Below are 10,345 nucleotides of genomic sequence, written 5' to 3'. Positions count from 1 at the left end.
TGGTCTATTTTGAGGCAATAAAACCGCGTTGATAACAAGGCAAAAATTTAGTTATTTAGTTGTTCTAAATCAGAAATTTTTAACGTAGGTAGCGACTGGTTTAATCACTCAAAATGATTAAGTATTTTTGCGGAATGGTATTATATATCGTGCAACACACGCACGCTCGCACACGAAGTACGGTTCACCTCTAAAGTCAGTCTTACTGGGGTAGGTAGATAGATAGGTATATAGGTAGGTATGTCGATAACTTATAAGCCACGCAAAGCGAGTCTCACAGCGAGAGTTAGACGCGGCTTTAAGCCGCGTCATCAATCAATTGCAACGCAATGATTTATTACCTTATATTGCCTTAATACCCTGCGGCGTGGCCGTCTTTGCGGGTTTCAGATGCGCCATAGTACACCCCTGTTTTAAGGTCTTTTAAGATAGCTTGATAACCGCCATATGGTCCAACAGCGTCTTGCAAAGTGTGGCCTTTTTTCATCAGCTCACGGCGAGTTTCCATCGAAAAACCTGATTCTAAACTCACAACGCCCCCGTCTTCCATAATTTCGCCTGTAGGCTGTGATGAGCCACTGTGCAGAATACGTGGAGCGTCACCGGCTTCTTGTAAATTCATGCCAAAATCAATCATGTTAATTAAGATTTGCGCATGCATTTGCGGTTGTGTCGCACCGCCCATTACTCCGTAACTCATGTATGGCTTGCCATCTTTGGTCACAAAGGCTGGAATTATCGTATGGAACGGACGTTTACCCGGCTCATATTGGTTCATATGGCCTTTTTTAAGTGCAAACATTTCTCCTCGGTTTTGCAATACAAAGCCCAGTTTAGCGGGGGTCATACCTGAGCCCATACCACGATAATTACTTTGAATTAATGACACCATATTGCCGTCTTTATCGGCCGTCGTCAGGTAAATAGTATCGCCTTCTACTGGGCCCGCATGATCACGTTTTGCCGCTTTATTTGGGTCAATCAGCTTGCGTCTTTCATCGGCATATTGCTGAGAAATCAAGGTCTGCACGGGAATAGTATTAAACGCAGGATCGGCGTAATATTTAGCGCGGTCTGCAAAGGCCAGTTTTTTTGCCTCAACAAACGTGTGAACATACTCAGGGCTATCAAAACCCATACCTTTAATATCGTATCCTTCTAATATATTTAGAATTTGCTGAGCGGCGATGCCTTGGCCGTTGGGCGGTAATTCCCATAACGTATAACCGCGGTAATCTGCACTGACAGGTTTAACCCATTCACTGTGGTGTGAAGCTAAGTCGTCGTACGATAAATAACCGCCATTTTCTTTCATATAACGGCTAATTTCTTTTGCAATATCCCCTTTGTAAAAAGCATCACGTCCTTCCTTCGCTATTTTACGATAGGTATTTGCAAGGGCAGGATTTTTAAAAATATCGCCTTTTTCTGGCATCGCCCCATTTGGCATGTATACGTCTTTAAACCCAGGGTATTTTCCACGCGCATCAACACTTTTTTGCATGTAATAGGCAATCAATTCAGAAACGGGAAAGCCTTTTTCAGCATAATCAATTGCTGGCTGAAGTAAGGTTTTCATCGGTGTTTTACCAAACTTAGTATGTAATTCAAACCAGCCATCCACAGCGCCTGGCACAGAAACAGGCAACGGACCATAGGCGGGGATCATATCGCCTTGTGCCTTTAAGGTGTCGAATGTCAGGCTTTTCGGTGAGCGGCCAGATGCATTCAAGCCATATAACTGTTTGCTTTTATTGTCCCAAACAATGGCAAACAAGTCGCCACCTATACCACACCCTGTCGGCTCTACAAGCCCGAGTACGGCGTTGGCTGCAATTGCTGCATCAATGGCATTGCCCCCGTCTTTTAACACTTGTAAGCCAACCTGTGTGGCTAATGGCTGCGACGTTGCAACCATACCTGATTGCGCAATAACTTCTGAGCGACTGGCAAAGTTATGCCCTGTGATACGGTCGTAAGCCTGTGTCGTGCCAGCAGCGCCTAAGCATACCGCTAACACAAGCCCTTTTAGTAGTGGCGTTGGATTCATGGTTATTTCTCATTTTATTGTTTTATTCACTATAAAAAGCAAAGTCACTGTAAACAATGGTTTTGCTACCGAGGGCAAAAAAAACGCGATTGAATTCGTAAACAGCACCCGATTATTAATAAACAGCCGTACCGTAAAAACACCTATCAACCGTAGGAGAGGTTTGCACATGAGGGTACTTATTAGCAGGGACAAACTTTTCAACAATGGGAGCTATTTGCCCATTTTCTTTCATGGTATCGAGTGCGCGCTGAAGTGCGCTGACCACACTAGCTGGAGCAGATTTATTTAAAGCCAAATAGTTTCCCCCTAAAGCAGGGTGGTTAAGTTCAAGCACAGGTATCACTTGCTCAGGGCTTAAAGCCACTTTTTGTAATTGTGTTGCAAGCGTCATGGAAGAGCCAATTAATAAATCATGCTTACCACGTTTAAACATATTTAACTCTTCAAATTTACCTGAGTAGGTTAAAAAATGATGCCCTTCAACTAACTGTAAGTCTGTAAGTACGGCTTGATAAACATCGCCGCGTGATACGCCAATTGTGTAATTAGTTAACAAGCGTGAACTTGTCAGCTCAATGTCTGTGCGCTCACTTAACCTATATAAACAAGATTGCCCCGACACCAGTGGACCAACCCATTGAAACTGAGCTTCTCTTTGTGTTGTTCGAGACGTTGAAAAAATACCAGAATACGGCTGCTCAAGCGTTTTTGACATCGCTCGTCTCCAAGGCAACACCTGTATAACACATTTTAATTTTGCGTGCTTACAAAGCGTCTCAACTATTTCAGTATTAATACCCGTCGGTTGATTATGTTCCTCAAAATTATAAGGAGGAAATGATTCGGTATACAAGGTTAATGGCTGTGATTCAGCCAGTGCTGCCCATGTGAAAAATAAACAGAGTGTGGCTGGCCAGTTCTTCATCGTAATTAACTCCAGGCTTATTCGGTTTATTACGCAGGTTTAACGATTCTACTTAGCTGTTTTTGCAGCGTGTTGAGACAAAATGGCTTAATGATAAAACCACTGACTTTAGCGGCAATCATGTCAGTGACTGTTTGCTTGCTATCCTCACACGTCACCATAAGAACGGGTAAATCGTCAAACTCGGGGGTTTCGCGAATGTGATTAAGTAAACACTTTCCATCCATTTTAGGCATATGTAAATCAGTGATAACTAAATCAAAATGCTGCTTTTTTAACAACTCTAACGCTTGCGAACCATCCGTTGCTTCTGTTATGTCGTTGTAATCAAGGCTACGTAGCATGTTTATCAAAACATGACGCATTAAGGGCATATCATCAACGACAAGGATTTTCATATAAAGTGTAGTCCGTTTTACATTACCTTAAAGCTTAGTTTGCAAGCCAAATAACGCAATGATAAGGCAGACTTTTACGCGAAAATATCTGCAACCAACTGACTAAGCCGCGCAATTTTAATATTACTTAATTGCCTATAATCAAAATAGGGGCACACAATCACCTTATCTTGCTTATTAAAGGCAAACTCTTCATCAAGCCAAGTGAGCTGGCTAGATAATAAACCTGATTGAACAAGGCTTTTTGCATACGTGCGCCCTGCGATAATGTGTAATTTATCCGTGTTGTCAAATACAGGAGGGCTAAACAGCAACGCTGTGTGACTGTGTGCTTGGAGTAAACGCGTATCACGATAGGTTTGCCAATTGGCAGAACATTTAGCAAACTGAAAATATTCGCTCGGCAGCGCAAACAGCACTTTTGCATACACATTAAAGACTTTTCGCCAGCCATTTCCACAAGCCTGATTAATGTCATCTATTTGACCAATTTGCATAGCATGTAAATGTTCAATATTGTGCCAAGGCACCATCGGCGGACGTTTTTCTATGTACACAGCAACGTTAAATGCACTGTCACCAAAGCCCTGTAAAGTGTGTTCTTGCTGAATCATGATGATTTTTGAGCAAGAATTCGGTCTAAGTTATTAGCAAAATTCTGACGGTCAGCTTGGCTCAACGGTGGCGGCCCACCCGACATTTCGATACCACTTGAGCGCATTGTGTCCATAAAATCACGCACATTAAGGCGAGAACGTATATTTTCTGTTGTATACAGCTCACCGCGGGGATTTAACGCCTGTGCATTTTTTTCAATCACTTCGGCTGCCAGCGGGATATCACCCGTGATAACCAAATCACCAGCTTCGACTCGCTTAACAATTTCGTTATCGGCGATATCGAAACCAGACGATACTTGCTGACGAAAAATGTACTTAGACGGCGGAACACGCATAGCATGATTAGCCACTAATGTAGTGACTGTTTGCGTTCGTTCTGCAGCACGAAATAAAATTTCTTTAATAACAACGGGGCAGGCATCTGCATCAACCCAAATCTTCATGGTTTTCTCTATTTAACTATTCTAAGCTTAGGTAGTTTAACGTAATTAAACTTATTTACCGCTATTAACGTATTAAATTCTTTAATTTTAAAAGGAGCGAGCGTGTGCAAAACAGCATAAAATTTATATTTCTACTTTTCTTTACGACCCTGTTATCGGCTTGTACAGGAGTGCCTGACAACATAAAACCCGTTAATAATTTTGAACTAAATAAGTACACCGGAACATGGTACGAAATAGCGCGCCTTGATCATTCATTTGAACGCGGTTTAGAAGGGATAACCGCACAGTACTCAGTCAACTCTGATGGCACTGTTAAAGTTATTAATAGAGGCTATAACACCTCAGATAAAAAGTGGGAACAAGCAGAAGGCAAGGCTAAGTTTGCCGGTAAAAATGACATTGGTCATTTAGAAGTCTCATTTTTTGGCCCATTCTACAGCTCCTATGTCATTTTTGAGCTCGATAAGCAAAACTACCAATACGCGTATATTACTGGCTATAACAAAGAGTATTTATGGTTTTTATCAAGAACCCCGACAGTCACCAAAGAGCAGCTAGACGACTTTAAAAATACCGCCAGACAATATGGCTTTAAAACAGATGAGCTTATTTTTGTTGAGCATGAAGGTATGTAAAGGGGCTTTACACGCGTCTTTAAACTATCACGAATGTGCAACACAATTGTCATGGAAAAGAGGCACACTGTGCGACATTAAATTGAACATGACATGTGATCCCCAATTTAATCCCCTGCTCGGGTAGGCATTGCCTACCCTTTTTTTTTGAGATCAGTTTTTTACTAACTTAACTAGAAAATCATCACTGAAAGCCCACTTAAAACCAAAACAGACACATTTATTGCGCTGATGTGTTTTACCCATGAGACCGTAAAACTATATAAAATCATAAGCATAAGAACACTTAGCGCCATATAACCACAAAATAATAATGCGCCGTATCCGCCTTCACTCATCACACTCAGTCCTAAACTTAGTAAAATAGTGATCCAGCCAATCGTTAAAAATCTATATCGCTGTTTTTCAGTAAGTTTCTTTTTAAATACATCGCGAAAATGATTAAACTTTGCAAGTGAAAAACAATTAAACGCTAAAAAGCAGAGACTAAATTGCAGTAATTCCATCATCCTTGTTGCTCCTTTAACTGCCTGTTTTTAAATAAATTGCCTTTTTCTTTTACATTGCCATGGCTAGGTATTTTTCTGCTTTGAACAATAAACATCAAACCAGCGCAGATAAACGCACTATCAATGCCAAATAGCGCCCATTGCTGAGTTAGTAAATAGCTGATCCAATTTCCCTCTGTTGTAAATGCATTAATTAAAGGGATTGAAAAACATGCCACCGCATTTAACCACGCAGCTAAGCGCCAATGTGACTGAGTACGTCCAAACAAAGCCAAAACAGCAATGAATAACCACGCTAAGAAAAAGGCTAGAACCTCTTTATCGGCACGTGCGGCTAACTCTATAGGTAGTAATCGGTTCGCGATAAAAAATGCACACGTTGCAAAGGGCAAGCCCATTAATGTAGCTAAATTTAACGTTTCAACAAGTTTCAAGCCACGGTGTGCTGATTGTTCAGGCTTCATGCGCTCTCTTAAACGCTTCGCCCACATCATGCAACCAGTCGCAATCATGGCACAGCCAGCAACCCCACATAAAAAGTACAGCCATCGTAGTAATGGCTCAGCTAATCGCCCACTGTGAAGCGCGGTCATTGAGTCGTAAAATTGTGCCGATGCACTCCAGTCTTCACCTGATTGCGCGTCTATTTGCCCTGTTACACCATTAAATAAATAACGAGGACCATTATCGACCACCTCTTTAGCTGTCGCCAGATAGACAACGATTTGTGATGACGCCGTATTGGCATTACGAACGAATACATGGCTTATATCGGCATTAGGGTACTTAGTATAAATCTGATCTAAAACCTGATTTATTGCCACCATGGGGCGGTGTTCATCGGTTGGCGCCGCGCGCTTATTAACCGGTAAGGCTTCATTAAACATCTGACTTAATCCCTCTTCATACACGGTTTCTGCGGGGTAAGGGAACAACATAAAAATCAGTGTGATGATACCTGTGTAAGTAATCATAATATGAAAAGGAAGCGCCAAAACAGACGACACGTTATGCGCATCTAACCAGCTTCTACTGCCTTTATTACGACGAAAAGAAAACATATCTTTAAAAATACGCTTATGAATTACGACCCCCGTGACAAGTGCAACCAACATAAACATTGAAGCTAAACAAACAAGAATACGCGCAGTAAACACATCTATATAATGCAAATCAAAATGCAGACGATAAAAAAAGCCGCCGCCTTTAGTATCACGTGGCTCAGGAACTGGTTCCAGTGTATTTGGGTCTATATGAGTGTAATTAAACGGAGCACGACGTTGACCTGGTTGCTTAGGTTCTGCATAGCCATAACTTAAAACGGGGTTTCGCGAGTCGGGCATGTTTATACGCCACGAAAGAGAGTTAGGTGCTTTTTGCTGTAAATCTGCAAACACATCGTTAATTTGCTTTGCTTGTGAATCAACACGGTGTTCTTGATGACGTACTTGATGGATTTCAGGCTTAGCCCAAAAACTAATTTCGTCTTTAAAGAAGCTCAACGTGCCTGCGAAAAAAATTAAAAATAAAAGCCAGCAAACTAATAAACCTACCCACGTGTGTAACCACGTCATTGAACGGAAGAAATTCTCTTTCATAGCCATCCCTTAATCAAAGCCAGTACGAATAATTGCAGACTTGTCGTTAGTAAGATGGTGATCCAAACGACCTTCAGTGACTTAACTGCAAACACCCATATGAACACGCAGCAATAAAAAAAGACCGATAAGGTTGTGGTCAACAACACACTGTCGAGTTTATTTAGCGGCAATAAGACCGCCAGTAATGAGATAAATACACTGGTAAAAACATAACCCCCTAAGATGGCAGCAACAAAACGAAAAAACACAGCAACACGATATGACAGGCTCTGTGAACGTTTTTTAGCGCCTCTTGGTTCTTTAGCTTGCCCAGCTTGTAAGGACTGAGAGTGCATGATAATCCCTTAAAAAAAAGTTAAACGAGAAGAAAACGCATTATTATATAGTGACAAAACCAAAAAGATAGTGATTATCATTTGCGTAACCGTATTTTATAAAGGAACGATTTAAAACCCGATTTCATAGTTAGTAAAATAATGATCTGCTAGCTTTGTTTTACACAATAGCCTATGGTGTTATGCACACAGCAGAAGGAGTTATAATGCAAACAATCGGATTAATTGGCGGTATGAGTTGGGAGTCGACACAGATCTACTATCAACTTTTAAATCAGGGAGTTAAAGATAAGCTTGGTGGTTTACATTCAGCAAAAATAACCTTAGTTAGCCTTGATTTTGCCGAAATAGCAACGCTTCAACAACAGCAAAACTGGCCTAAAATGGCAGAAATATTAATAAATGCGGCTCAGCAAGTTGAGGCTGCGGGTGCTGATTGTTTGCTTATCTGTACTAACACCATGCATAAGCTTGCAGAGCAAGTTCAAGCAGCTATCTCGATTCCTCTTTTACACATTGCCGATGCCGTTGGAGAGCAGCTTACAACCAGTAAACACAAAAAAGTCGCATTACTAGGTACGTCATTTACCATGGAGCAAGATTTTTATACACAGCGCCTCAGTGACAAATTTGGAATTGAAGTGCTAATTCCTGAGCCAGACGAACGCGCGGTGATCCATGAAATTATTTATACAGAGCTCTGTATAGGTATCATAAACCCAGACTCTAAAGCCGCTTATTTGAGAATTATCAATCAACTATACCAACAAGGTGCAGAAGCAATCATTTTAGGTTGTACCGAAATAGCCTTGCTAATTCAACACACTGATACCGCCATTCCGTTATTTGATAGCACCGCATTGCATTGTTCAATGGCGCTTAAGCACAGCATAAACTAGGAACCTATTATGTCGAATCACCACAGTCTAAATTATGTAGAATTCGCCGCTAAAGATTTAACCGCTACCAAAACTTTTTTCCAGCAGGTATTTAAATGGAAATTTACTGACTATGGCCCCGAATATACAGCCTTCAGCTGTGAATCAGCAGGGCTTGATGGCGGCTTTTATCAAGCACCCTTAACCAGTTTAACGAGCAATGGCGGGGCGTTATTGGTACTTTACTCTAACAATATTAAAGAAACCCAAGCTCAAGTTGAGAACCACGGCGGGGTTATTATAAAACCATTATTTGATTTCCCAGGAGGTTGCCGCTTCCACTTTACAGAACCCAGTGGCAACGAGCTTGCCGTGTGGTCAAAACAAGCATAGATCAGATTTTTACTAAGTAATGAAACATCAAACACTCTTAGAACAAGTTAGTAAATGCGTGATCTGCGAACCTGAGTTACCGTTAGGAGCCCGTCCCGTTATTCAATTTAATGCCAATGCGCGCATTTTAATAGCGGGGCAAGCACCCGGGGTTAAAGTTCACGAAACAGGTGTGCCCTTTAATGATGCCAGCGGAAAACGATTACGAAATTGGCTAGGTGTCAGTGATGACGAGTTTTACGATGCCCAAAACTTCGCTATTTTACCAATGGGCTTTTGCTATCCGGGTAAAGGTAAGTCTGGCGACCGACCACCGCGCAAGGAATGCGCTATTGCTTGGCGAGAAAAGCTCCTCGCCCAATTAAACAACGTTGAGCTGACTATCATTTTAGGTAAGTATGCACAGGCGTATCATTTACCTCATACCAAACAGTTGCCGTTAACAGAGTTAGTAAAATCGTGGCGTGATTATTGGCCTAAGTATTTACCTTTGCCACACCCAAGCCCACGCAATAATATTTGGTTAAAGAAAAATCCATGGTTTGAAGAACAAGTGCTTCCTGAACTGAGTAGCCAAATACGTTCATTACTTAATAGATAACACAATGGAAAATACTTTTTTTAAGCAACACGGTTACATGCATGTAAAGGGGCTTTACAATGATTCTGCTTTATCTGCTATTCGCCCCATTTTAGATAAATTTCATAATAATTGGCTTCGCGAAAATTCTCTTTTTTATAAAACTAAAGCTATTAATAGTTCAGGACTCACAGCGTCTCCATGGTTAACAGAAAATGAAAAACTGAGCTTATTCCATTTTATAAACTCAACGCAATTGCTCAATCAGGTTACCTCAATCATCGCGAGACCACGGTTTTTAAATAGCCAATTATTTTTTAATCCTTACAACCCAGAACAACATAATTATTGGCACCGAGATTCGCAGTATCATTTAGATATCAATGCACAGCAATCAGCTCTAACAGGTCCTGAAGTACTGCATTGCCGTATTGCATTTGAAAATGAACATGGGATTGAGTTAATACCAGCGAGTCATAAAAATTGGGATTCTGAAGAAGAATTAGCGGTAAGGCTAGAGCAGCAAGGGGCTCACAATTATGATTCTTTAAGCCGTGGTAAAACTATCTCACTACAAAAAGGTGATCTATTGATTTTTTCGGCCAATATGATTCACCGAGGATTGTATGGGCTCAATAGGTTTTCACTCGATATTCTGTTTTTTGAACGCCATGAGAGCGTGGAGCAATTTATAAACACGGACTTTTTACCGACAGATGCTCAGCTTAAGAAATTGGAAAATCCTGCGGTTTTTATTTAATAAAAGATCCACCTTCTAAAGAAGGTGGCTTTGCATTAGCCCCCTAGAAGGGGGCGTTGTTTACTGGAGTTTTAACTGCGCCTGCTCTTGCACCTCTTCCTTTTCTTGGTGCCTGACATACCGCCTTATTATTTCTTCATTTATCCCTACAGTATCTACGAAGTACCCTCTCTGCCAAAAATGGTTTCCCCATAACTTGTTTTTCCTTAAGT

General features: G+C 41.1%; 14 protein-coding genes. 5 read left to right on the top strand and 9 right to left on the bottom strand.

Features of this window, described 5'->3' with window-relative positions; all coding sequences use genetic code 11:
• Positions 1-352: 352 nt before the first annotated feature.
• From ggt to JIG41_RS01485, 5 genes are all read right to left on the bottom strand, one after another.
• A complete protein-coding gene (gene ggt, locus JIG41_RS01505) occupies positions 353-2,050 on the bottom strand; it encodes a gamma-glutamyltransferase (RefSeq protein ID WP_199524165.1) in 1,698 nt (565 codons plus the stop codon).
• 115 nt (positions 2,051-2,165) lie between these two features.
• On the bottom strand, positions 2,166-2,978 hold the full coding sequence (locus JIG41_RS01500; RefSeq protein WP_199524164.1) for an ABC transporter substrate-binding protein: 813 nt from the start codon (positions 2,976-2,978) through the stop codon (positions 2,166-2,168).
• A gap of 29 nt (positions 2,979-3,007) precedes the next feature.
• On the bottom strand, positions 3,008-3,376 hold the full coding sequence (locus JIG41_RS01495; RefSeq protein WP_036972586.1) for a response regulator: 369 nt from the start codon (positions 3,374-3,376) through the stop codon (positions 3,008-3,010).
• A gap of 74 nt (positions 3,377-3,450) precedes the next feature.
• Positions 3,451-3,990 (bottom strand): DUF6942 family protein, encoded by a 540-nt coding sequence (locus JIG41_RS01490; protein WP_075593371.1) that lies wholly within the window; start codon positions 3,988-3,990, stop codon positions 3,451-3,453.
• Positions 3,987-4,439, bottom strand: coding sequence for a YaiI/YqxD family protein (locus JIG41_RS01485; RefSeq protein ID WP_036972589.1), 453 nt, complete (start codon positions 4,437-4,439; stop codon positions 3,987-3,989). The genes JIG41_RS01490 and JIG41_RS01485 overlap by 4 nt, the downstream gene beginning before the upstream one ends.
• A 104-nt stretch (positions 4,440-4,543) precedes the next feature.
• On the opposite strand from JIG41_RS01485, the gene JIG41_RS01480 reads away from it, so the two are divergent.
• Positions 4,544-5,077 (top strand): lipocalin family protein, encoded by a 534-nt coding sequence (locus JIG41_RS01480; protein WP_312000472.1) that lies wholly within the window; start codon positions 4,544-4,546, stop codon positions 5,075-5,077.
• 173 nt (positions 5,078-5,250) lie between these two features.
• On the opposite strand, the gene JIG41_RS01475 is transcribed toward JIG41_RS01480, so the two are convergent.
• From JIG41_RS01475 to JIG41_RS01465, 3 genes are read right to left on the bottom strand one after another with little or no spacing between them, the layout of a single operon-like run.
• Positions 5,251-5,586, bottom strand: a complete 336-nt coding sequence (locus tag JIG41_RS01475) for a DUF3325 domain-containing protein (RefSeq protein ID WP_182396658.1) — start codon at positions 5,584-5,586, stop codon at positions 5,251-5,253.
• Positions 5,583-7,184: a PepSY domain-containing protein gene (locus JIG41_RS01470; RefSeq protein ID WP_199524163.1), complete on the bottom strand. Its 1,602-nt coding sequence runs from the start codon at positions 7,182-7,184 to the stop codon at positions 5,583-5,585. Before JIG41_RS01470 ends, JIG41_RS01475 begins: the two co-directional genes overlap by 4 nt.
• Positions 7,181-7,522, bottom strand: a complete 342-nt coding sequence (locus JIG41_RS01465) for a hypothetical protein (protein ID WP_036972593.1) — start codon at positions 7,520-7,522, stop codon at positions 7,181-7,183. Before JIG41_RS01465 ends, JIG41_RS01470 begins: the two co-directional genes overlap by 4 nt.
• 206 nt (positions 7,523-7,728) lie before the next feature.
• Between JIG41_RS01465 and JIG41_RS01460 the strand changes: the two genes are divergently transcribed.
• The 4 genes from JIG41_RS01460 to JIG41_RS01445 are packed head-to-tail and all read left to right on the top strand — an operon-like array spanning position 7,729 to position 10,133.
• On the top strand, positions 7,729-8,421 hold the full coding sequence (locus JIG41_RS01460; protein ID WP_199524162.1) for an aspartate/glutamate racemase family protein: 693 nt from the start codon (positions 7,729-7,731) through the stop codon (positions 8,419-8,421).
• 9 nt (positions 8,422-8,430) lie between these two features.
• Positions 8,431-8,793 (top strand): VOC family protein, encoded by a 363-nt coding sequence (locus JIG41_RS01455; protein ID WP_036972597.1) that lies wholly within the window; start codon positions 8,431-8,433, stop codon positions 8,791-8,793.
• Between the two features lie 19 nt (positions 8,794-8,812).
• Positions 8,813-9,394: a uracil-DNA glycosylase family protein gene (locus JIG41_RS01450; protein WP_036972599.1), complete on the top strand. Its 582-nt coding sequence runs from the start codon at positions 8,813-8,815 to the stop codon at positions 9,392-9,394.
• Between the two features lie 4 nt (positions 9,395-9,398).
• A complete protein-coding gene (locus JIG41_RS01445) occupies positions 9,399-10,133 on the top strand; it encodes a phytanoyl-CoA dioxygenase family protein (protein WP_199524161.1) in 735 nt (244 codons plus the stop codon).
• A gap of 60 nt (positions 10,134-10,193) precedes the next feature.
• Here JIG41_RS01445 and JIG41_RS01440 read toward each other — a convergent pair.
• Positions 10,194-10,345: transposase (locus tag JIG41_RS01440; protein ID WP_199524160.1), on the bottom strand; the 152-nt coding region annotated here is incomplete at its 5' end.

The organism is Pseudoalteromonas sp. bablab_jr011 (genome assembly GCF_016464045.1).
Lineage (GTDB): Bacteria > Pseudomonadota > Gammaproteobacteria > Enterobacterales > Alteromonadaceae > Pseudoalteromonas > Pseudoalteromonas lipolytica.
Note: the sequence above shows the minus strand (reverse complement) of the source record. Positions and strands in the feature narration are given on the sequence as shown.

Excerpts from the sequence above, each read along its gene's own strand:
- JIG41_RS01445 (WP_199524161.1), top strand. The coding sequence starts at position 9,399 with ATGGAAAATACTTTTTTTAAGCAACACGGTTACATGCATGTAAAGGGG.
- JIG41_RS01490 (WP_075593371.1), bottom strand. The coding sequence starts at position 3,990 with ATGATTCAGCAAGAACACACTTTACAGGGCTTTGGTGACAGTGCATTT.
- JIG41_RS01465 (WP_036972593.1), bottom strand. The coding sequence starts at position 7,522 with ATGCACTCTCAGTCCTTACAAGCTGGGCAAGCTAAAGAACCAAGAGGC.
- JIG41_RS01495 (WP_036972586.1), bottom strand. The coding sequence starts at position 3,376 with ATGAAAATCCTTGTCGTTGATGATATGCCCTTAATGCGTCATGTTTTG.
- JIG41_RS01500 (WP_199524164.1), bottom strand. The coding sequence starts at position 2,978 with ATGAAGAACTGGCCAGCCACACTCTGTTTATTTTTCACATGGGCAGCA.
- JIG41_RS01470 (WP_199524163.1), bottom strand. The coding sequence starts at position 7,184 with ATGAAAGAGAATTTCTTCCGTTCAATGACGTGGTTACACACGTGGGTA.
- ggt (WP_199524165.1), bottom strand. The coding sequence starts at position 2,050 with ATGAATCCAACGCCACTACTAAAAGGGCTTGTGTTAGCGGTATGCTTA.
- JIG41_RS01450 (WP_036972599.1), top strand. The coding sequence starts at position 8,813 with ATGAAACATCAAACACTCTTAGAACAAGTTAGTAAATGCGTGATCTGC.
- JIG41_RS01460 (WP_199524162.1), top strand. The coding sequence starts at position 7,729 with ATGCAAACAATCGGATTAATTGGCGGTATGAGTTGGGAGTCGACACAG.
- JIG41_RS01455 (WP_036972597.1), top strand. The coding sequence starts at position 8,431 with ATGTCGAATCACCACAGTCTAAATTATGTAGAATTCGCCGCTAAAGAT.
- JIG41_RS01475 (WP_182396658.1), bottom strand. The coding sequence starts at position 5,586 with ATGATGGAATTACTGCAATTTAGTCTCTGCTTTTTAGCGTTTAATTGT.
- JIG41_RS01485 (WP_036972589.1), bottom strand. The coding sequence starts at position 4,439 with ATGAAGATTTGGGTTGATGCAGATGCCTGCCCCGTTGTTATTAAAGAA.